Genomic DNA, 20,703 nt, shown 5'->3' with positions numbered 1-20,703 from the left:
AGGTGGGATTGAGATGAGTTTATTGAAAAAAAGTGCTGCTCTTTTGATGGCAGCCACAATGGCGTTAACTGGGGCAGCTTGTTCAAGTAGTAAAACAGAGGGGAAATCTGAAGCACAGGCAAAAGTAGCTCCTGTTGAAAAAAATGGTGATAAAACTGTAATTCGCTTTTGGCATGCGATGGGTGGAAAAACACAAGGTGTGCTAGATGGGCTTGTTGCAGACTATAATAAGTCACAGAATAAATACGAGATAAAGGCAGAGTTTCAAGGAACATACGAAGAGTCTTTAACGAAGTTTAAAACGATGTCTGCTACGAAAGAAGCGCCAGCTCTTGTTCAATCGAGTGAAATTACAACGAAATATATGATCGATAGCAAAAAGATTACGCCTATTGATAACTGGATTAAAAAAGATAAGTACGATACATCAAAATTAGAAAAAGCAATTACGAATTATTATTCAGTTGATGGAAAAATGTATTCTATGCCATTTAATTCATCTACACCAGTATTAATTTATAATAAAGATGCTTTCGCAAAGGCTGGGTTAGATCCGGAGAAAGCTCCAAAAACATATGCAGAATTACAAGAAGCAGCGAAAAAGTTAACGATTAAAGAAGGCGGAAATGTAAAACAATATGGATTCTCCATGCTCAACTATGGTTGGTTCTTTGAAGAATTATTAGCGACGCAAGGTGGGCTATATGTAGATAAAGAGAATGGACGTAAAGATGCAGCAACGAAGGCCGTATTTAACGGAAAAGAAGGTCAAAAAGTATTTGGAATGTTAGATGAATTAAATAAAGCTGGCGCACTTGGAAAATATGGAGCAAGTTGGGATGATATTCGTGCTGCATTCCAGTCTGGACAAGTTGCTATGTATTTAGATTCTTCAGCTGGTGTTCGGGATTTAATTGATGCATCTAAGTTTAATGTAGGCGTTTCGTATATTCCGTATCCAGAAGATTCGAAACAAAATGGTGTTATTATTGGCGGTGCATCATTATGGATGACGAATATGGTTTCAGAAGAAACGCAGCAAGGTGCTTGGGACTTTATGAAATATTTAACGAAGCCAGACGTACAAGCAAAATGGCATACTGCAACAGGATATTTCTCAATTAATCCAGATGCATATAATGAACCGTTAGTAAAAGAGCAATACGAAAAATATCCACAGCTAAAAGTAACGGTAGAACAACTACAAGCGACGAAGCAATCTCCAGCAACTCAAGGTGCACTAATTAGTGTATTTCCAGAATCACGAGATGCAGTTGTAAAAGCATTAGAAGCAATGTATGACGGGAAAAATAGTAAAGAAGCATTAGATGAAGCTGCAAAAGCAACAGATAGAGCGATTAGTATTTCAGCTCGTACGAGTCAACAATAAGAGAAAGCCGTATCCTTAAAAGGGATACGGCTTTCTTTACAGGGAGATAAGGGATCAAAGAAATGAGGAACTCTTATCTCCTTTATATGAGTAAAGGGTCTAGAATGAATCTTGTCCTTTTCATTATTTATTTAACTCCATTGCAACTTGTGTGCCGTTTACGAAAACCTCTGCCACCGCTACTACAACTTCCATCATTTTTTTCATATCTCATCTCTCCTTATTTTTTGTTTCATTTCTTACTTTTAGTATAAGGACATATAGTAATTGCAACTATCGAATTGGATGACAAGAGACTTACATTGTTGTAAGTATAATAGTTTTATTTGTAATAAACATGATTTTGAATTCGAGTTCAGAAATTTCTGTTGTTTTAATCTATAATTAGAAAGAGAGTAGTTTAGAAAGAAGGGGAAAAAATGAAGAGAATCCTTGTCATTAGTGATATTCATGGAGAAATTGATAAATTTGAAAAGTTACTTGAGGAAACACAATACAATGCAAAACAAGATCAATTAATTCTATTAGGGGATTATGTAGATCGTGGCCCGAATGCACGTGCTGTAATTGAAAAGGTGAAAGAGTTAAAAGAAGAAGGAGCGTTCATTTTAAAGGGAAATCATGAGGATATGATGATTAAAGCATTAACGACAGATGAGGAACGTTCATGGAACCATTGGGTAAAAAGAAATGGTGGAGATAAAACGTTATATAGCTATGGGTTTGTAGAAGAAGATATTGCGGTTAATGAGGAGGACTTCCAAAAGCCGATTTTACAATCTCATGTATTAGAGGACCATGTAAAGTTTATTCGAGAATTAGATCATTACATTGAAACAAAAGAGTATATATTTGTACATGCTGGTGTTGAGCCGATGAAACAAGTTTCTGAATCTGAACCTTATACGTTAATGTGGATCCGTAATGAATTTCATAGTGGATATAGTGGCGAAAAGGTTGTTGTATTTGGCCATACGGAAACGAAGACGCTTCATGGTAATGAAAATTGCGGAGTATATTTTGGTAGTAATCGTATTATTGGAATTGATGGTGGGGCTGTGTATGGTGGTCAGTTAAATTGTTTGGAGTTGCCGAGTAAAAAGGTGTATGTAGTGAAAAATTGAAAGAGATAAGGGAAATCTTATTTCTTTCAATTTTTTATTAAGCAAAATTTAAGAAAGAGCTTTTATAATAAAGGTTCAAAATTCTATATCAAGCAAAACCTTAGAAGGAAATAGTTAAAAATGAAAGTACATAATATGATTACATTCTTTCGTTATGAAGAGAAGAGATGCAATAATAAAGAGAGTTGAAATAGATTGTGGAAGGTGAGAATATGCGCTTACTTGTAGTAGAAGATAATACTTCTTTATTAGAGTCTATTGTCCAAATCTTACGTGATGAGTTTGAAGTAGATACAGCGTTGAATGGAGAAGATGGATTATTTTTAGCACTGCAAAACATTTATGATGCAATCCTACTTGATGTCATGATGCCAGAAATGGATGGATTTGAAGTTATCCAAAAAATAAGAGATGAAAAGGTTGAAACGCCAGTCCTGTTTTTAACAGCGAGAGATTCTTTAGAAGATCGAGTGAAAGGCTTAGATTTTGGCGGGGATGATTATCTCGTTAAGCCGTTTCAAGCACCGGAACTAAAAGCGAGAATTCGTGCTTTATTAAGACGAAGTGGTAGTTTAACAACAAAGCAGACAATTCGTTATAAAGGAATCGAATTGTTTGGAAAAGACAAAGACGCACAAGTCGATGGACAAGCGATTAAGCTGACATTAAAACAGTATGAACTTCTAGAGTACCTCATTCAAAATAGCGGTAAAATTTTAATGCGGGAACAAATTTTTGATCGTGTTTGGGGATTTGATTCAGATACAACAGTAGCTATCGTAGAAGTGTATGTACATCATTTGCGTAAAAAATTAGAGCCATTCGGTTATCAGAAAGATATTCAAACTGTTCGAGGTATTGGATATATATTAAAAGAACAATGAAAAAGGGAAGTATGTTTCAAAAGACACGCATTCGTTTAACTATATTAAATTCGTTAGTGTTTATCCTATTAATAGGAGTTTTAGGCAGCATTATTTATGCATACACATATAAACGTACTTATAATGAAGTAAATAGATCTATAGAAAAAACGGTTCAATATAGAGAAAGATTAGATGATAAAATTCCTAATAGGAAATTTATAGGGAAAATTCCGATTGGAGATCCGCGGGTAGTGCAGTTAACTTGGATTGGAAAAACGGTAGAAGTAGATGTTGATAATCGCAAACTTCGTCCCACTTTTGAAGAGAATTTAGAGAAGTTTTATCCCAAAAAGTTAGAATCCGTACAAGATATCGAAGTGCAAGGGAAATATTTTAGAACATTTTCGTTTCAAAAAGATGGAAAAATAGTTCAAATCGTACGTGACACAACGGCAGAAGAAGAGATGTTAAATACACTATTTTTAATTCTCGTTATAGGTTGTAGCGTAGGAAGCCTATGTGCAATAGGCATTGGCTTTTTCCTAGCGGGTAGGGCACTTGTACCTATTCAAAATTCATGGGAGAAACAGCAGCAATTCGTTTCCGATGCATCGCATGAATTAAGAACGCCACTTGCAGTTATTCAATCAAAAACAGATGTGTTATTTCAGTCACCATCCGCTACGATAGAAGAAAAAGCGATGGATATTTCCACAATTTCAAAGGAATGTAGGCGGTTATCGAAACTCGTTAGCAATTTATTATTATTAGCACGTTCGGATTCTAATCAAATTGAGATGGATAAAAAAACATTTGAAATGGATAAATTGTTAGAAGAAATAGTAGATCCATATAAAGAAATTGCTTCTTATCAAGAAAAAGAGATGATATTAAAAGTAGAACGTGATATATCGTTTATGGGTGATAGAGAGAGAATCCATCAAATGATGGTTATATTGTTAGATAATGCGATGAAGTATACGAATGAAGATGGGCATATTCAAATTGATTGCACACAAACGAGTAATTCAATTCGTATACGGGTGAAAGATAATGGGATAGGAGTTAAAGAAGAAGATATTCCAAAATTATTTGATCGTTTTTATCAAGGAGACAAAGCAAGAAGTGCAGCAGAAGGTGCTGGATTAGGCCTTTCAATCGCTAATTGGATTGTAGAAAAGCATTACGGAAAAATATCGGTAGAGAGCAAATGGGGAGAGGGCACTTGCTTTGAAGTAATTTTTCCTAAAAACCAAAGAATATAAGTGAGAAGACGATCTTGTTTTTACAAGGTCGTCTTTTTTAAGGGAAAGTTAAGGAACAACTTGTATCATGTATTACATCATGGAAACTTGTAATAGAAAGAGACGCTGGAGTAGATGTTTTTTGAATGAATTTGATGAATTTGATGAATTTGATGAATCATACTGTTATTTCTAACAGTGATGAAGTTGATGTATAGTATTGAAAAAATTATGGTAAAGATGGAAAAAGAAAGCGTGAGAAGGAGGACGAAGTCTTGAAAAAGAAGATGATGATGGTATGCGCTATTGGAGTAATGAGTTTAAGTATATTAGGGGGTGCCTCTCCTTCTGGAATGACAAAAGGAAAAACAGATTACACGCAGCGTAGTAAAGAACAATTAAATGATGGGAAAATACATGCAATGCATACAGAAGAAAAAGCGGAAAAGTTAGGCATTGAAACGGATGGGAAAGAACAAATTACGCTAGAAAAAGAAATTCATGAGACGGAAGTAGGAAGAGAAGCTGATCAATTAGGTATCTCGGCAGAAGGAAAAGATGTTGGAATTCTTTCAGAAGAAATTTATGAAACAAAAGTGAGGCAAGAAGCGTTGAAACTAGGAATATCTATAGAGAATACGTCGATTGTAAGTTTAATTGATCAAATTAATAAGATTAAAATTAATAGTGAAGCAGAAAAGCTTGGTGTTTCAATTGAAGGAAAAGAAATAGAAGAAATTGAGGAAGAAATCTACGGCACGAAAGTTAAAGAAGAGGCAGAAAAGCTAAGTATTGCTCAACAAGGAAAAGAGATGGAAGAGTTAGCTCAAGAAGTGTACGAACAAAAAGTACAGGAAGAAGCAAAAAAATATCATATTGATTTATATGGCAAAGATATATATCAAGTATTAAGAGAAATAAATGAACAAAAAGTGATGCAAATGGCAGATGAGCTTAATATGGATAAAACAAATATGAATATTCAAGATTTAGCAGAAAAAATAAAACGAGAACAACCTGAAAAGGGAAAAGAACTAAATTTTGTACCGATGATTCAAACCGATGCAGATGCGTTTTATTCTTATTTAACGAATTAAAGAGGACGTGAGAATAGGAGCATGATACGAAATTGGAAAGTGTGTATGTATGTGATTATATTCGGGGCGGTAATATGGGGCATATATACGAATGGGTTTACAAAGAATGCCGAGAAAGTAAAGAGAGTAACAGTATCCACTAATAATCAAGGTGATGAAAGAATCGTCTTATCAAATGTGCCTTTAATTCAGCAATTACCAGAGCTAGAGAGAGGGTGCGAAGTGACGAGCTTAGCGATGATGTTACAATACGCAGATGTTTCTGTAGATAAGATGCAATTGGCAGATGAAATAAAGAAAGTTGATTTTTTGGATAATGGTACACGTGGAAACCCGAATGAAGGATTTGTAGGGGATATTTATACATTTTCTGAATCAGGATACGGTGTATATCACGGACCGCTTTTTCAATTAGCGAAAAAATATTTACCGAATGAAGCTGTGGATTTAACAGGAAAAAGTATAGAAGAAATTTATAAGAGTGTAAAAACAGGGCAACCGGTAGTAATGATTACGAATGCAACATATGCACCATTAGGTGAGGGTGAATTTGCTATATGGGAAACAGATAGTGGCGATGTTTCGATTACTTATAGTGAACATTGTGTTGTACTTGTTGGATATGATAAGGAGTCCGTATATATTCAAGATCCTCTTAATGATAGTCCGAATATAAGCGTACCGAGGGAGAATTTTGAAAAGGCTTGGATACAGATGGGGAGCCAAGCAATTAGTTATGTGAAAAGTTCAAAGTGAATTAAGAGAATAAGAGTATACGGATTATAAAGAAGGTTTTGTGAGAAGTGTTTTAAAGAAGCAAAATTGATAAGAAGAAAGGGAACTTCTATGTATGGAAGTTCTCTTATTTTGTAATTTAAACTTTTAAGAATAATTACATATGTAAAAATGCATAATCAACAAAAAAAATACGTGTTATTATTATATTTTGTTTCAAAAATTAATCGAGCAGCAGAAACAATGAAAGGTTTAGCTGGCGATGAAAATGAAGTAACGAATGCTATTGATGAAATTGCAAAGGCTACAGAAGAACTATAAGAAATGATTAGTAAATTTAAAGTATAATAACAGCAAATAAGTAAGGTGAAAATAATATCACCTTACTTATTTTTCTATTCAGCAATTAGGGGAGTCATTAACGGGATGAAAAAAAGAAAAAGACTATGGAATTTATGGAAAACGATTACATTATTAGTGTGTACTGTTGTCATTTTTTCTTTACTTGTGACAGATATTTTAATCAGCCATAATGTTGAACGAACGACAGAAGAAAGCCAAGCAGAGAAGGCAAAAACGATTGCACATATTGTAGCGAATGATTCGGTGGTAATCGATGGTTTAATTGGGAAAGCAGATACTTCCGCCATCCAAACGTATACAAATAGGATATTAAAAAATACAGGTGTTCAATTTATTGTCGTTATGGACATGGATGGAATAAGAAAATCTCATCCAAATCCCCAAAAAATAGGTCATCATTTCGTTGGAGGGGATGAAGGAACGGTATTGAAGGGAAAGGAATACGTATCTTTAGCAGAAGGAACTTTAGGTATTTCAATGCGAGTATTCGTTCCTGTTTTTGCTGACACAGGTGAACAGCTTGGTGCGGTTGCTGTTGGTATTTCAGCTGATAATGTAAAAGAGAGAGTTAAGGAAAGTAGACATATTATTTATATAGGTGTCGGAGTTGGATTGTTAATTGGAATTATAGGAGCGATATTGCTAGCTAGACATATAAAGAAGAGTCTGTTTGGTCTGGAACCGCATAGGATAGCGAAAATTCTTGAAGAAAGAAATACGATGTTGCTTTCGGTGAAGGAAGGTATTATTGCTGTAGATAAAGAGGCGAACGTAACCTTAATCAATAATGAGGCAAAACGGTTATTTAAGAAAAGTGGACTTGAAGAAGATTTTATTGGTAAAGACGTTGAATTGTATATGCCGAATTCACGTATAAAAGAAGTGTTACAAACTGGAGAGGTACAATTAAATGAAGAACAAAATATTTATGGAATTACGATTGTTACGAATCGTGTTCCTTTATATGTAAAAGGAGAAATAGTCGGTGCGATTGCAACATTTCGTGATAAAACAGAAATCAGAAAATTGGCAGAAGAACTAACTGGTATTAGGCTATATGCGGAAGCATTACGGGCTCAATCTCATGAATTTATGAATAAAATGCATGTCGTATTAGGGCTAACACATATGAAACAGTATGAAGAATTGCAGAAATATGTAAGTAGTATGGTATCAGAGCATCAATATGAAATTGGGGGGATTATGAAAAAAATTCAAAGCCCAGTATTTGCTGGATTTTTACTAGGTAAACTTAGTTATGCTAGAGAGAAAAATATAAAGTTAATTATAAAAGAAGATTCTTACTTACCAGAAATATATGATGAACGTATCATTCATGAACTAATCACCATTGTCGGAAATTTGATTAATAATGCATTAGAAGCAGTGATGAATTGTGAGAAGAGGCAGGTTGAAGTTGGAATACAAGATGGGGATACATTAATCATTACAGTACAAGATACGGGGAAAGGCATAAAAGAAGATGAAATTGATGCATTATTTATAAAAGGTTATTCCACAAAGGGTGATAATCGGGGGTATGGTTTGCATCTTGTAAAGGAAAGCATACAGCGAATAAATGGGAGAATTTATGTTCATTCATTGTTAGGAATGGGAACGACAATAACGATTGAAATACCTAAAAGTAGGGATGAGAGATAAGATGATCAAAGTTTTGATTGTAGAAGATGATCCGATGGTTGCGATGTTAAATACGCATTATTTAGAGCAAGTGGGAGGATTTGAACTTGTTCATGCAGCTAAATCAGTAAAAGAGGCGATAGAAGTATTAGAGAAATCACGAGTAGATTTAGTATTACTTGATATTTTTATGCCTAAAGAGACTGGATTTGAGCTGTTAATGTATATTCGGAATCAAGAAAAAGAAATTGATATTATGATGATTTCAGCTGTACATGATATGGTGAGTATTAAAAAGGCATTACAATATGGCGTAGTAGATTATTTAATTAAACCATTTACATTTGAACGATTTAAAGAGGCATTAACTGTATATCGAGAAAAACTCATTTTCATGAAAGAACAACAAAAAATTAGTCAATCGGAATTAGATTCGTTAATTTTGCAAAAAGAAAAAAGAGAATCTTTTGTTAATAAAGAACTTCCAAAGGGATTAACGAAGCAAACATTGCAACTAATTTGGAAGAAAATCGAATCGCTTAATGGACAAGCATTTACAACTGATGAAATGGCACAATTAGTAGGGGTTTCGAGAGTTTCTATTCGAAAGTATGTAATGTTTTTGACTGAAATCGGAGTATTAGAGAATGAAATGGTGTATCAAAATGTGGGAAGACCGGTGAGTAAATTAAGGTGTATTGACCAAAATAAAATAAATTTTTACGTATAAGCGACTTATTATAGGTTGCTTATACTTTTTTTAATTACAAAAGTAGTTACAAAACTTACAAAAACTATTTTTACTATTGAAAGCGTTTTAATATTGTTATTAAGAAAACAAGGGGGTGCCATATGGGAATTCAAAAGAATGTGGAAGCGGTATCATTTTCTGAAGGAAATGAGGTACAAAGAGAATCGTTCGCTTCTAAAATTATGAATGTAAAAATCGGTGTAATACCTTTACCGTTATATGTAGTACTGGCTGCTATTATTTATGGGGCATCTGTATATAATAAATTGCCAGCAGATATGATTGGTGGATTTGCAGTTATTATGATTATGGGTATTTTCTTAGGTGACATTGGGATGAGAATTCCAATTTTAAAAAATATCGGTGGTCCAGCAATTCTCTCATTATTTATTCCATCGTTACTTGTATTTTTTAACTGGATGAATCCAGCTTCAATGGAAGCTGCGACTATGTTAATGAAAAAATCGAACTTTTTGTATTTATATATTTCTTGTTTAGTAGTTGGAAGTATTTTGGGAATGAATCGTAAAGTATTAGTACAAGGTTTCGTTCGTATGTTTATTCCTTTAGTAGTAGGGACGTTAGCTTCTGTAGCAGTAGGTTTATTAGTTGGTTCACTATTTGGATTTGAAATGAAGCAGACATTCTTCTTTATCATCGTACCAATTGTGAGTGGTGGTATCGGGGAAGGGATTTTACCATTGTCGCTAGCTTATAGTGATATTTTAAATGAATCATCAGCAACATTTGTATCACAGCTTATTCCGGCAGCTATTATTGGGAATATGTTTGCAATCGTGAGTGCAGGGTATATGAAGCGTTTAGGTGAGAAGAAACCGGAGCTTAGTGGTAACGGTGTATTAGTGAAAACAGACAATCAAGCAGAGTTATTAAAAGAACAAAATACAGAGAAGCCAATTGACTTCTCATTAATGGGAGCAGGTTTATTAATTGCATGTACGTTCTTCATCTTCGGAGGATTTGCTTCTAAGTTCATCGGTATTCCTGGGGCAATCATTATGATTTTCTCAGCAGCACTTGTGAAATACTTTAAATTAATGCCAGCAAAAATGGAGCAAGGAGCATTCCATTTATATAAATTTATTTCAAAGAATTTAACTTGGCCGTTAATGGTCGGGTTAGGATTGCTATACATTCCGTTAAAAGACGTAGCAGCAGTTCTTTCTGTAGGATATGTTGTTGTTTGTGCATCAGTTGTTCTTACAATGGTAGCATCAGGTTTTCTTGTAGGGAAAGTGATGAAAATGTATCCAGTTGAATCAGCGATTGTAACTGGATGTCATAGCGGTTTAGGTGGAACTGGAGATGTTGCTATTTTATCAGCTTCAAATCGTATGGAATTAATGCCGTTCGCACAAATTTCAACGCGTTTAGGTGGGGCTGCAATGGTCGTAACAGCGACAATTTTATTAAAAATGTTTTCATGATCAAACAAGCTAGCTATATTCATATAGCTAGCTTGTCAAATTAAGGGGAGATTATAAGTATGTTAGAAAAACAAATTAATGAAAGATCATTGTTATTGCATAAAGAGTTAGTAGGGAAAATTGAAATTACAAGTAAAGTAGAAGTGAATACAGCGGACGATTTAAGTTTGACCTATACACCGGGGGTAGCAGAGTCTTGTAAAGCAATTGCAGCAGATGAAGAAACAGCTTATGACTATACAGCACGTGGTAATATGGTGGCAGTCGTTTCAGATGGAACTGCAGTACTAGGCTTAGGGAATATTGGGCCGAAAGCGGCTATGCCTGTTATGGAAGGGAAAAGTATTTTATTTAAGAAGTTCGCGAATGTAGATGCTTTCCCGTTATGTTTAGGGACGACGGATGTGGATGAAATCGTTACCCTTGTGAAAAATTTAGAACCTACATTTGCAGGAATTAATTTAGAAGATATTGCAGCACCACGTTGCTTTGAAATTGAAAAGCGCTTAAAAGAAGAAACGAATATTCCTGTATTCCATGATGATCAACACGGAACGGCTATTGTTGTTTTAGCAGCTGTAATTAATGCATTAAAAGTTGTAAGTAAACAGATGGATGATGTGAAAATCGTTATTAACGGTGCTGGTTCAGCAGGAATTGCAATTGGAAAATTATTATTAAGAGCTGGAGCAAACCATATTACATTAGTAAGTTTAGAAGGTATTGTTTGTGAAGGTGAAGCGTGGATGAACGAAGCGCAAATCGAAGTTTCACAGAAGACAAATCGAGAATATGTACGTGGAACATTAAAGGAAGCGATTCATCAAGCTGATATTTTCATCGGTGTATCTGCTCCAAACGTATTAACGAAAGAACTTGTACAGACGATGAACGAGAAATCAATTGTGTTTGCAATGGCGAATCCAATTCCAGAAATATTCCCAGAAGATGCATTAGAAGCTGGGGCAGCTGTAGTAGGAACTGGGCGTTCTGATTATTCGAATCAAGTAAATAATGTATTGGCGTTCCCTGGAATATTCCGCGGTGCATTAGATGTGCGCGCGACTGATATTACAGAAGAGATGAAATTAGCGGCAGCATATGGGATCGCTAACATAATTACGGATGAAGAGCGTAATGCGAATTATGTCATTCCAAATCCATTAGATAAAAGAGTTGTTCCAAGTGTTGCAGAAGTAGTAGCGAAAGCAGCCATTGATTCAGGGGTGGCGCAAATTATGAAAATACCAAGCTATAAATAGTAAAAAGCAGTGCCTAAAAAGGCACTGCTTTTTTTGAGACAAGAAATCAAAATAATGAAGAAGTGTATTTACTCGGCATTAATTACAAATTGATCATAATATCTTTCATTCACATATATGTTTAATATCCATAATCCAGATGAAGGTAGTGACATAGTGAGAGGGAGTTCGGTTGTAGTAGAATCGATTGTATTTGAAGTGGTCCAAATTTGTTTGGAAGTTTCTTTTTGAAAGAGTACTGGTGTTGGAGTTACAGTTCCTTGTTTTAGCGCGATAATAGATAGTTTTCCAGTTGGCATTTCAGGATCTAGAAAATACCACATAATTTCATTTTGTTCATTTGTGACAACAGTGGTATCAGCCATTGCAACTTTTCCAGCGATGCCTTTTAAAGGCATTTTTCCTTCTACGAAAGATGGCGCTTCTTCCCAATTTACATCTTTTAAGACACTAAGATGAAAAAAGGAAGGTGCGTTAATTTCCGAGGATGAGGTTTCTAGTGCTTCTTTTTTAGGTACATTTGAATCGGGCTGCACTTGCGCGCATCCAGTGATGAGGAAGGAGAGAAGTAGCATAGTTCCGATTTTTTTCATGGTGCCACACTCCTAATTTTTATTGTTAGTGTAATTGTATTTGCTAGCAGGCGGGACAATTCCTTTAAATCATAAAAAGAGGTCGTAAGTTTTGTACGACCTCTTTTGACATTTTCTATATTTGTTCAGTTGAAAAGGTGGGTTCTCTCTCTTTTTGAGGCATTGTTAAGAAAATAACAGAAAGAACGATACATACTCCGCCTAATAATTGATATGCTCCAAAAGATTCATTAAGCCAAGCGATTGAAACGATGGCAGCTACAAGTGGTTCAATGCTAGATAAAATACTTGTTTCTGTTGCTGCTAAGTATTTAAGACTCCCGATATAAAGAAGGAAAGAAAGAGTGCCACTTATAATGATAAGAATAAGCATAGAAAAAGTTTGAAGTGTGAAAGTTTGCGAAATCTGATTCCATTCAAAAGAACGATTACAAATAAGCAGTGCAATCCCTCCAATTAACATCCCCCAGCCAATTACTATAGTTGTTCCGCATTCTTTAATAAGAGAAGCCGGATGAAGGGTATAAAACGCAAAACCAATCGCTGTTAATAGGCCGAAAGTGATAGCTGCTTTAGATAAAACAATATTTTCAATTGAACCGTTTGTAATAATAAAGTATGTCCCTGTTAGAGCAGTTATAATTGCGAGTATTTGCATAGAAGCAGGGAATTTCTTTTGCTCAAACGCAACGTAAATAGTAATAAGAACAGGACCTAGAAATTGAAATAGTGTTGCCGTTACGGCATTACTAATATGAACTGTTTCGATAAAAGCGTACTGCGCACCAAGCATGCCAAGAAGAGAGAAAATTATAAGATGTATAAAGTGTTTAGGATGTTTCCAAATTTGAAATATTTTTTGTTTCTTTATAAGTAAGAAAGACAAAATAAATATTCCTGCAAGCAACAGGCGAATTGTTAAAAAATCAATTGATGATACGTTGGTATGTCGAAATAGCCACTGAATCATGGGACCAGATAATCCCCATAGGATAGCTCCTGTAATAATCATCATAAGTCCGATGCGTCTACCATTGTTCATTATCATGCATCTCCTCTCTAGTATTTGATTATTAATGTGTTACATGATAAAAGGAATTATATAGAACTTCTGGCACTGTAAAAAGTATCAGTTATGTATTTTTAGGAGGGGTCAGATGTTGTGTTAGAATTAACGCCTAATTTGAATGCAAATAGTAAAACGGCATTGTATGTGCAATTGTATGAGTATATAAAAAAAGAGATTAAAGATGGAACGATTCCGGCCTTTACGAAATTACCGGCTAAGAGGAAGCTGGCGACATATTTACAAGTGAGTAAAAATACAGTTGAAGCTGCTTATGAGCAACTTCTTGCCGAAGGATACATTGAGTCGATTTCTAGAAAAGGTTATTTTGTATGTGAAATCGAGCAAATGATTCATGTGGAAGGCAGCGAAGAGGTAATAGGAGAAGCGCCTTTTCAAGATAAGAAGTATAAATTTGATTTCACTCAAACGGGTGTTGATACTAATACTTTTCCGTTTCGTGTATATCGAAAAATTACGAATGAGGTATGGCAATTTGGAAATAAAGATTTACTTTTTATTGGACATCCGCAAGGGGAGGTAAGTTTACGAGAAGCAATCGCGAGCTATTTGTATGAATCAAGAGGTGTACGATGCGTAGCAAGTCAAATTGTAATAGGAGCGGGTACGCAAATATTAGTAAAAATGTTATTTCAGCTGTTAAAGGGAAGTCGTTATGCAGTTGAGAATCCTGGGTACCATCGGAAAATGGTTGTTTTTGAGCAAGGGGAACAAAATGTACAAATGTTATCTTTAGATAGAGATGGAATTCGTATGTCACAGTTAGCTGATAGCCATGCAAATGTTGTATTCGTTACACCTTCGCATCAGTTTCCTTGCGGGATGATTATGCCAATTACGAGAAGAATGCAGCTTTTACAATGGGCGAAAAAAGAAGAAGGAAGATATATTATTGAAGATGATTATGATAGTGAATTCCGCTATTCAGGAAAGCCGATTCCAGCGCTGCAAGGGCTAGATAGAGATGGGAAAGTAATTTATATGGGGACGCTCTCTAAAGCGCTATTGCCATCATTACGGATGAGTTATATGGTGTTGCCAAAATCCCTCATTAAGCAGTATCAAGAGCAATATTTATTTTATACACAAAGCGTTTCGAGAATGGATCAAGAGATCATTAGAAAATTTTTAAATGACGGGCATTGGGAAAAACATATTCATAAAATGCGTGTTGTGTACCGAAAGAAGAGAGACCGTCTTGTTTCTGTATTAGAAAAATATTTTTCTAATCGTATTGAAGTAATAGGGGAAGATTCTGGCCTACATATTTTATTAAAAGTGCATAATGGGATGGAAGAGAAAGAATTAATGGAAACTGCAGCTGAAAGGAGTATTAAAGTGTATCCTGTTTCGATGTATTATAAGGAAGGGACTTCTCCCAAAAATACAGTATTACTTGGATTTGCGACTTTATTAGAGGAAGAAATTGAAGAGGCCATTCAATTATTATATACAGCATGGTTTACAAGAAAGTAAAAAACATCCTCATAAATGGAGGATGTTTTTTTGTTATTTTTCTTCATCTAGGAAAAGAACCATATGCTCTTCATCCCAATATTGTCCGTTATATTTTAATGAGCGTTCTTGCACACCAAATGTTTTAAATCCTAATGACTCATAAAGCTTTTTTGCACCATCGTTTCCGACAACAACATCAAGCATAACTTGTTCTACCTCTAAAGATTTAGCAAGTTCCAGACATTCTTTAATAAGTGCTTTTCCTGCTCCAAGTCCGCGTGCTTTTGGAGACACGTATACTGAACCGATTTTCGCTTTATGTTCTTGTTTTACATATGGTTTCGTTTCCAGTGTTGCAACTCCGATTAATTTTCCATCTTTAAATGCACCTAGTGTATAGTTTTCATCTTGTGCTAATTTTTGGGCTTTATATTCAATAGCACACTCTTTATTAATAATATCTTCATAAGAAGAGCTGAAAGCTTCCGGGTTTTGTTTTAATCCTTCTACTCGAAGTTCTAAGTAAATTTCTGCTTCGTCTTTTGTTAATACATGGATATCCAATTATATCACCCTCCAAATCTTTGACAGTTATACCTATATTTTATATTGAAATAAGAATAATTTCAAAAGCTTAGCTTATAATAGTTGGTTTTATAAATAAAATAGCACCAGTAGTGTTGACTACTACTGGTGATTTCACGCATATATTATTCAAATGGTAATTCAATTATAAATTCTGTTCCGACTTCTAATTCGCTTTTAACTTCAATAGAACCATTATGAAGTTCTACAATTTCTTTTGCAACAGCTAGCCCAATACCTTTTCCGCCTGTAGCTCGTGTTCTAGATTTATCGACACGGTAAAAGCGATCGAAAATGTGTGGGATATCTTCTTTTGGAATCCCTTCACCTTCATCTTGAATACTTATTGTAAAAGTATTCGCACTGGTTAGTACACGTATTGTTATAGAAGTGTTTTCTGGTGAATGTTGATAAGCATTATGCAATAAATTTAACAGCACTTGCTCCATACGTCGTTCATCTATACAAACTTCTAAATCATTTTTACAGTATACATGAATTTCTATTTGTTTGTTGGTTAATGTTGTTTTTGTTTTTTCAACCATGTGTTCTAAAAATAGCCTCAGGAGCATTTTTTGTTTTTTAATAACGAATTGATGTTGCTCTAATTGTACGAGCATAAATAAATCTTGTACGAGATCAGTTACACTATCGGTTTCATCCTCGATGATTTGTAAATACTCTTCACGTTCTTCCTTCGTTAAAGAATCTCTCTTTGCCACTTTCGCATAACCTTTCATATAAGTTAGTGGAGTTAGTAACTCGTGCGCTACACTGGCAAGAAATTCGTTTCGCTCTTTTTTCATATACGTAAGTTCACTAGACAGTTCCTCAATGGTTGTGGCTAAACTTCCAAGTTCATCATTTCGTTTAATTCCTAATTGAATTGGCTGGTTCAATTTGGACATTTTTTCAGTAGCTCTTTTCATCTTTATAAGAGGTTCTGTAATCACCCGAGAAAAAACGAAGACAGAAATAGTTGTTAAAATAATTGTTAAAATACTAATGATAATAAATTGATTCATGAGTTTAAGTAACATATTTTCTAAGAAAGATGTCTTTAATAACAAATGTAAGTTACCTTGAAATCCATTTATTTCAAGTGGGCTTACTGTTGAGATGAATTTCGATTTTTTCCAGTTTTTTTCTACAATCAACCCGCTTTTAGGAATAGTTTCCGTTTTACAAGTAAGTTGTTTTTGCATTTCTTTCGTTACGGGTTCTGAGGTGGAAATGATTTTGCCGTTATTGTCAGTTATAATGATAGTGATATCGGTGTTAGCAATTAATTCTAAGCCAATTAATTCTTCAGCTGCATGCTCGATAGTGAACTCTTGATACCAAGGGCGTTTAGTACGTTCGGTGTTTGGATTTTGTTTAGAATGTTCACTCCATTTTGCACGGTTTACAATTTTGTCACGATACCGATTGCCTTTCTCTAATAGAGCAACTGTTTCCTCTTCAACCCGCATTTTTGAAAGGCTTTTATAAAAAGATACGAAAGCAATTGTTTCAATACATAAAGCTAATATTAAAAAGTATGTCCCAATTTTAAGGGAAAGTTTACTCATTTTCTCACCATACCTTATTTTATATAAAGTGAAATTTTGGAGATTTCACGGATTATTATCCTGCATTAATTGGAGCCTTATTGCCCATTAATGCAGGATAAAGGGTCAGTGGACTACTATTGTCCACTGACCAAATTAATTATTCACCTTTCCATTTATATCCGACTTTATAGACAGTTTCTAAGTAATCTTCAACTGGAAATCCTTTTTTGCGTAATTTATCACGGATATTGCGAATATGTGAATCGATTGTTCTATATTCGATGTCTGTTTCATAGCCCCAAATTTTCTCGATTAAATCATCTCGACTATAAGCACGATTTGTATTTTGTAAAAATAGTCCAAGTAACGAAAATTCGATAGGTGTTAGTGAGATTCTTTCATCATAAACTGTAACAGTATGTTTTGTTTTATCCCACTCAATACCATTGAAGCTAACAAAGCTATCTTTCTTTGTGCGACGTAATATAGCCTCGATTCGTGCGACTAATACATGTTCATCGAATGGTTTTGTAATATAGTCATCTGCTCCCATGGTCAGGCCTTTGACCATATCATAATTTTGGTTGCGAGCTGTTAGCATAATAATTGGAACGTTGGAAATTTGACGGATTTGATAGCAAGTATCCCACCCATCCATATTCGGCATCATAACATCTAATAAAATAATATCGAAGTCCTTTTGTTCGATTAATTCTAGCGCTTCAAGGCCAGAAGTAGCTTTCATACAAAAATAGCCACGAGGGCTTAAGAACAGATCTAATAATCGTAACATACGTTCTTCATCGTCTACTAATAAAATTTTCACCATAATCTTGTGCACCCCAAACTATTCATTCTACTTGTATAGTTTACATGAAAATAATAAAAAACTCTTTTTATGTGATTGAATGGATGGCTGATTTTTTCAATCAGGGCAATTGACATAAAAAATGCACTAGTTTTGCACAACTATTTTTTATAATAGAAAACGTAGCGACACAAATACCCTATGTTGCGACATAACGTCATGTCATTTTATTTATAAAATGACAATTCCATTCTATTGTGTATGTGAGATAGAGAGGGTTTTCGTATTCACCTCGCATCGGATAAGAAAAATTTCCTATCTCACACTTTTTTTAATATAAAGGGGATTGTACACATGAGTAAAAAAGTAGAACTTTTACAAAAAGAAAAGCAAGATCGTAATGCGATTGTAATGTGTGTTGCGGTATCTATGCTTATTATGATAAGTTGTGTAAATAAATTTTTCGGGATTTTATAATAGAAAAAAAGCTTATTGCTTCTTAAGAAGCAATAAGCTTTTTTAATGTGTTCTATATAATAAACCAAGGTAGAATTGCCAGTCCAGAAGTTACAATTGCTGTAGCAAATATTAAAAAGATAGCTTGTTTGTTTTGTTTCATGTTACATTCTCCTCTACATATCAATTGCATGCTATACGTTCATTTAATAATCAGCGGGAGATGGTTCCTCCTCTCTGAGTAAAGTTTCACTTTATATTTTTAGTATAACGAATGGAAAGGATTGGAACGATCGATAAAGGTGACATGAAGATTACATTGTTGTAATGAAAAAAGCATCTTAATTAATAAGAAGATGCTTTTGAAAAATTATATTAAAATGTTAATTATTTAAGAATAAAACCATATGCTCTTCGTCCCAATATTGGCCATTATGTTTTAAGGACCGTTCTTGTACGCCGTAAGTTTGGAAGCCGAGGGACTCATATAATTTTTTTGCAGCAGTGTTATCAGCAACAACATCAAGCATGAGCTGTTCTACATGTAATTTATCGGCATTTTCAATAATCGCTTTAATTAAAGCTCGTCCTGCACCGAGACCACGCGCTTTTGGAGAAACAAAAACGGAGCCGATTTTCGCTTTATGCTCTTGCTTAATAAACGGCTTTGTTTCTAGAGTAGCAATACCGATTAAATCATTATCTTTGAAGACACCTAGAGTATACTTATCCGGATTGCTTAATCGCTTTGCCATAGCAGCGACAGGGTTTTCCTGTTTCAAAACATCCTCGTAAGAAGAGCTAAAAGCCTCAGGGTTTTTCATTAAACCTTCCATACACACTTTCAAATAAATTTCTGCGTCCTCTGTTGTTAATAAGCGAATTTCCATAGTTGTAACCTCCTAGGTTGATTCAAATTTAATTCATTAACTTTGTAAGATTAAGTATAGTTAAATGTATTCTGTGACTATTCTTTCTTAATTTGTAAAAGAATGAAAAGATTATGCTACTATGTTTTCATTTTATTTATGTAATGAAATTATATATTAACTTTATTAACTATTCAAGGTTTTAATATATTGCATTTTTATAACTAAAATAACCCGTTTGTAAAGGAGTCATTTTTATCTCACTATTCATGGGAGTCAGATTGCCCGTAAAAATCCGATTGGTGTGGGCTAATAATCAGTGGAGGAGGGACAAAACCCCCACTGATTAAAGTTTCATTTTATTTTACCTATTCAATCGTTTATTTTGTAGCCATCAATTCGCTCTGGATGTGTATAAATATTGCAAGATCCATTTCGAATAAACCCTACTACGGTAATACCTAAATCATGGGCGAGTTGCAGAGCTAGTTTAGTTGGAGCTGATTTAGATAGAACAATTTCGCAACCTATTTTTGAAACCTTTAACAAAATTTCAGATGAGATGCGTCCGCTAAACGCAATGATTTTCCCTTGAACAGATATATTGTTTCGTAAACAATGACCGTATATTTTATCTAGCGCATTATGTCTTCCGATATCCATTCGTGCTAAAAGAATGTTTTTTCGATCACATAGAGCGGTATTATGCACACCACCCGTTTGGCGAAATGTAGTTGAAGATTGTTGTAAGGACGTCATTAGGTGAAAACATTCTTCCGGAGTAATAGTTATATGTATATTATGTAACTTTTTTGCTTTTGCTGCATCGTTGACGAAAACAAAACCTTGTCTACCTTTTCCGCAACAAGAAGTTACGTACCGTTTATTATATAAAGTTTGATAGAGCGGATTGATTTTTGATGATTTCACATGAACAATTCCGTTTTCTTTTTGGATCCATAAATCTTCAATATCTTTATAAGAAGAAATAATTCCTTCAGAAATTAAAAAACCGATTACCATATCTTCAATGTAATTAGGAGTGCATACAATCGTTACGTATTCTTCGCTATTTAATTTAATTGTAATAGGAGATTCTGTAACAACCTCATCGGTTTGTTTTGAAAATGTACCAGATTGATAGCGTACAATGGTATATCTTTCTTGAGTAGGCCCCATGTTAAATTCCCCTTTATATATATTTTTCTCCATATTTATCATAAAACATCGAAAAAACAAAAGCATCTACTAGTAAGAAGATAGCAGATTATTTTGGTTATTATTGTATATGTACGATATAATAAATTTGTAGAATAGCGACATTTTCAAGCTTTCGTAGTTATACCTTATAACATCTAGAATCGACTTCCAAA

The 20,703-nt window shown here is 34.4% G+C and carries 20 protein-coding genes; 13 read left to right on the top strand and 7 right to left on the bottom strand.

Annotation, left to right across the window (positions count from 1 at the left end; genetic code table 11):
- The first annotated feature begins 13 nt into the window (after positions 1-13).
- The 11 genes from FT637_RS18710 to FT637_RS18660 all read left to right on the top strand — a co-directional run bounded on the left by FT637_RS18710 (position 14) and on the right by FT637_RS18660 (position 11,921).
- The gene (locus FT637_RS18710; protein WP_193647586.1) at positions 14-1,390 is read left to right on the top strand and encodes an ABC transporter substrate-binding protein; all 1,377 of its coding nucleotides are present in this window, start codon (positions 14-16) and stop codon (positions 1,388-1,390) included.
- Between the two features lie 419 nt (positions 1,391-1,809).
- Positions 1,810-2,514 carry a metallophosphoesterase family protein gene (locus FT637_RS18705; protein ID WP_193647585.1) on the top strand — a complete coding sequence of 235 codons (705 nt, stop codon included), beginning with the start codon at positions 1,810-1,812 and terminating at the stop codon, positions 2,512-2,514.
- A gap of 212 nt (positions 2,515-2,726) precedes the next feature.
- Positions 2,727-3,398: a response regulator transcription factor gene (locus FT637_RS18700; protein ID WP_193647612.1), complete on the top strand. Its 672-nt coding sequence runs from the start codon at positions 2,727-2,729 to the stop codon at positions 3,396-3,398.
- The gene (locus tag FT637_RS18695; protein ID WP_193647584.1) at positions 3,395-4,645 is read left to right on the top strand and encodes a sensor histidine kinase; all 1,251 of its coding nucleotides are present in this window, start codon (positions 3,395-3,397) and stop codon (positions 4,643-4,645) included. The genes FT637_RS18700 and FT637_RS18695 overlap by 4 nt, the downstream gene beginning before the upstream one ends.
- 254 nt (positions 4,646-4,899) lie before the next feature.
- Complete coding sequence (locus FT637_RS18690; protein WP_193647583.1) at positions 4,900-5,721, top strand: transporter; 822 nt, start codon at positions 4,900-4,902, stop codon at positions 5,719-5,721.
- A gap of 21 nt (positions 5,722-5,742) precedes the next feature.
- On the top strand, positions 5,743-6,477 hold the full coding sequence (locus FT637_RS18685; protein WP_193647582.1) for a C39 family peptidase: 735 nt from the start codon (positions 5,743-5,745) through the stop codon (positions 6,475-6,477).
- Between the two features lie 150 nt (positions 6,478-6,627).
- Positions 6,628-6,777: a hypothetical protein gene (locus FT637_RS18680; protein WP_193647581.1), complete on the top strand. Its 150-nt coding sequence runs from the start codon at positions 6,628-6,630 to the stop codon at positions 6,775-6,777.
- 105 nt (positions 6,778-6,882) lie between these two features.
- Positions 6,883-8,481: a sensor histidine kinase gene (locus tag FT637_RS18675; protein WP_193647580.1), complete on the top strand. Its 1,599-nt coding sequence runs from the start codon at positions 6,883-6,885 to the stop codon at positions 8,479-8,481.
- Position 8,482: 1 nt separating this feature from the next.
- A complete protein-coding gene (locus FT637_RS18670; RefSeq protein ID WP_193647579.1) occupies positions 8,483-9,190 on the top strand; it encodes a response regulator in 708 nt (235 codons plus the stop codon).
- A gap of 122 nt (positions 9,191-9,312) precedes the next feature.
- Entirely contained in the window at positions 9,313-10,659 is a 1,347-nt protein-coding gene (locus FT637_RS18665) for a 2-hydroxycarboxylate transporter family protein (RefSeq protein ID WP_000512725.1), read from the top strand.
- 59 nt (positions 10,660-10,718) lie between these two features.
- Entirely contained in the window at positions 10,719-11,921 is a 1,203-nt protein-coding gene (locus FT637_RS18660; protein WP_193647578.1) for an NADP-dependent malic enzyme, read from the top strand.
- Between the two features lie 68 nt (positions 11,922-11,989).
- Here FT637_RS18660 and FT637_RS18655 read toward each other — a convergent pair whose 3' ends face one another.
- Positions 11,990-12,514 carry a DUF4871 domain-containing protein gene (locus FT637_RS18655; protein ID WP_193647577.1) on the bottom strand — a complete coding sequence of 175 codons (525 nt, stop codon included), beginning with the start codon at positions 12,512-12,514 and terminating at the stop codon, positions 11,990-11,992.
- A 115-nt stretch (positions 12,515-12,629) separates the two neighbouring features.
- Complete coding sequence (locus tag FT637_RS18650) at positions 12,630-13,556, bottom strand: DMT family transporter (RefSeq protein ID WP_193647576.1); 927 nt, start codon at positions 13,554-13,556, stop codon at positions 12,630-12,632.
- 120 nt (positions 13,557-13,676) lie between these two features.
- Between FT637_RS18650 and FT637_RS18645 the strand changes: the two genes are divergently transcribed.
- On the top strand, positions 13,677-15,077 hold the full coding sequence (locus FT637_RS18645; protein ID WP_193647575.1) for a PLP-dependent aminotransferase family protein: 1,401 nt from the start codon (positions 13,677-13,679) through the stop codon (positions 15,075-15,077).
- 33 nt (positions 15,078-15,110) lie between these two features.
- Here FT637_RS18645 and FT637_RS18640 read toward each other — a convergent pair whose 3' ends face one another.
- From FT637_RS18640 to FT637_RS18630, 3 genes are all read right to left on the bottom strand, one after another.
- On the bottom strand, positions 15,111-15,623 hold the full coding sequence (locus FT637_RS18640; protein ID WP_105586161.1) for a GNAT family N-acetyltransferase: 513 nt from the start codon (positions 15,621-15,623) through the stop codon (positions 15,111-15,113).
- A 146-nt stretch (positions 15,624-15,769) separates the two neighbouring features.
- Positions 15,770-17,215 carry an ATP-binding protein gene (locus FT637_RS18635; protein WP_193647574.1) on the bottom strand — a complete coding sequence of 482 codons (1,446 nt, stop codon included), beginning with the start codon at positions 17,213-17,215 and terminating at the stop codon, positions 15,770-15,772.
- A 139-nt stretch (positions 17,216-17,354) separates the two neighbouring features.
- Positions 17,355-18,026, bottom strand: coding sequence for a response regulator transcription factor (locus tag FT637_RS18630; RefSeq protein WP_193647573.1), 672 nt, complete (start codon positions 18,024-18,026; stop codon positions 17,355-17,357).
- A 333-nt stretch (positions 18,027-18,359) separates the two neighbouring features.
- Here FT637_RS18630 and FT637_RS30335 point away from each other — a divergent pair, with 333 nt between their 5' ends.
- Positions 18,360-18,482, top strand: coding sequence for a hypothetical protein (locus FT637_RS30335; protein WP_002010441.1), 123 nt, complete (start codon positions 18,360-18,362; stop codon positions 18,480-18,482).
- A 362-nt stretch (positions 18,483-18,844) separates the two neighbouring features.
- Here FT637_RS30335 and FT637_RS18625 read toward each other — a convergent pair whose 3' ends face one another.
- Both FT637_RS18625 and fdhD read right to left on the bottom strand, forming a co-directional pair.
- Complete coding sequence (locus FT637_RS18625; RefSeq protein ID WP_002010444.1) at positions 18,845-19,351, bottom strand: GNAT family N-acetyltransferase; 507 nt, start codon at positions 19,349-19,351, stop codon at positions 18,845-18,847.
- Between the two features lie 351 nt (positions 19,352-19,702).
- The gene (gene fdhD / locus FT637_RS18620; protein ID WP_193647572.1) at positions 19,703-20,509 is read right to left on the bottom strand and encodes a formate dehydrogenase accessory sulfurtransferase FdhD; all 807 of its coding nucleotides are present in this window, start codon (positions 20,507-20,509) and stop codon (positions 19,703-19,705) included.
- Positions 20,510-20,703: the final 194 nt, after the last annotated feature.

This window comes from Bacillus cereus (assembly GCF_015071065.1).
Taxonomy (GTDB): domain Bacteria; phylum Bacillota; class Bacilli; order Bacillales; family Bacillaceae_G; genus Bacillus_A; species Bacillus_A cereus_BA.
The sequence above is the reverse complement of the archived record's forward strand: the minus strand, read 5'-3'. Positions and strand labels throughout refer to the sequence as shown.

What these genes read in the sequence shown, in the direction of transcription:
- FT637_RS18630 (WP_193647573.1), bottom strand. Translation starts at nt 18,026, where the DNA reads ATGGTGAAAATTTTATTAGTAGACGATGAAGAACGTATGTTACGATTA.
- FT637_RS30335 (WP_002010441.1), top strand. Translation starts at nt 18,360, where the DNA reads ATGAGTAAAAAAGTAGAACTTTTACAAAAAGAAAAGCAAGATCGTAAT.
- FT637_RS18665 (WP_000512725.1), top strand. Translation starts at nt 9,313, where the DNA reads ATGGGAATTCAAAAGAATGTGGAAGCGGTATCATTTTCTGAAGGAAAT.
- FT637_RS18625 (WP_002010444.1), bottom strand. Translation starts at nt 19,351, where the DNA reads ATGGAAATTCGCTTATTAACAACAGAGGACGCAGAAATTTATTTGAAA.
- FT637_RS18710 (WP_193647586.1), top strand. Translation starts at nt 14, where the DNA reads ATGAGTTTATTGAAAAAAAGTGCTGCTCTTTTGATGGCAGCCACAATG.
- FT637_RS18675 (WP_193647580.1), top strand. Translation starts at nt 6,883, where the DNA reads ATGAAAAAAAGAAAAAGACTATGGAATTTATGGAAAACGATTACATTA.
- FT637_RS18670 (WP_193647579.1), top strand. Translation starts at nt 8,483, where the DNA reads ATGATCAAAGTTTTGATTGTAGAAGATGATCCGATGGTTGCGATGTTA.
- FT637_RS18655 (WP_193647577.1), bottom strand. Translation starts at nt 12,514, where the DNA reads ATGAAAAAAATCGGAACTATGCTACTTCTCTCCTTCCTCATCACTGGA.
- FT637_RS18705 (WP_193647585.1), top strand. Translation starts at nt 1,810, where the DNA reads ATGAAGAGAATCCTTGTCATTAGTGATATTCATGGAGAAATTGATAAA.
- FT637_RS18700 (WP_193647612.1), top strand. Translation starts at nt 2,727, where the DNA reads ATGCGCTTACTTGTAGTAGAAGATAATACTTCTTTATTAGAGTCTATT.
- FT637_RS18650 (WP_193647576.1), bottom strand. Translation starts at nt 13,556, where the DNA reads ATGAACAATGGTAGACGCATCGGACTTATGATGATTATTACAGGAGCT.
- FT637_RS18695 (WP_193647584.1), top strand. Translation starts at nt 3,395, where the DNA reads ATGAAAAAGGGAAGTATGTTTCAAAAGACACGCATTCGTTTAACTATA.
- FT637_RS18635 (WP_193647574.1), bottom strand. Translation starts at nt 17,215, where the DNA reads ATGAGTAAACTTTCCCTTAAAATTGGGACATACTTTTTAATATTAGCT.
- FT637_RS18660 (WP_193647578.1), top strand. Translation starts at nt 10,719, where the DNA reads ATGTTAGAAAAACAAATTAATGAAAGATCATTGTTATTGCATAAAGAG.
- FT637_RS18685 (WP_193647582.1), top strand. Translation starts at nt 5,743, where the DNA reads ATGATACGAAATTGGAAAGTGTGTATGTATGTGATTATATTCGGGGCG.
- fdhD (WP_193647572.1), bottom strand. Translation starts at nt 20,509, where the DNA reads ATGGGGCCTACTCAAGAAAGATATACCATTGTACGCTATCAATCTGGT.
- FT637_RS18680 (WP_193647581.1), top strand. Translation starts at nt 6,628, where the DNA reads ATGCATAATCAACAAAAAAAATACGTGTTATTATTATATTTTGTTTCA.